The organism is Streptomyces sp. NRRL F-2664 (genome assembly GCF_000719345.1).
Lineage (GTDB): Bacteria > Actinomycetota > Actinomycetes > Streptomycetales > Streptomycetaceae > Streptomyces.
This window is the reverse complement of record NZ_JOFX01000649.1, coordinates 1-208: the sequence shown is the minus strand read 5'-3', so window position 1 is coordinate 208 and position 208 is coordinate 1. Positions and strand designations below refer to the sequence as shown.

The window sequence follows — 208 nt, the reverse complement described above, 5'->3', positions numbered from 1 at the left end:
CCCGGTGACCGTGCGCCGGTCCGCAGCCAGGGTGTTGGAGGTCTCCTGCAGGACCTTGCCGTCCCGGTCGGTGGTCTTCTGCGACACGACCAGCCCGGTAGCACCCTCTTCGGGGTCGTACACGGTCTCGGTGACCGTCCCGGTCTCGTCGGTGGTCTTCACCGCACGCCCGTAGCTGTCGTAGGCGGCGGCGGTCGCCACTTCCCGT

The 208-nt window shown here is 69.7% G+C and carries 1 protein-coding gene; it reads right to left on the bottom strand.

Annotated elements, in window-relative coordinates:
- Positions 1-208: hypothetical protein (locus tag IF89_RS40495; protein WP_043195265.1), on the bottom strand; the 208-nt coding region annotated here is incomplete at both ends.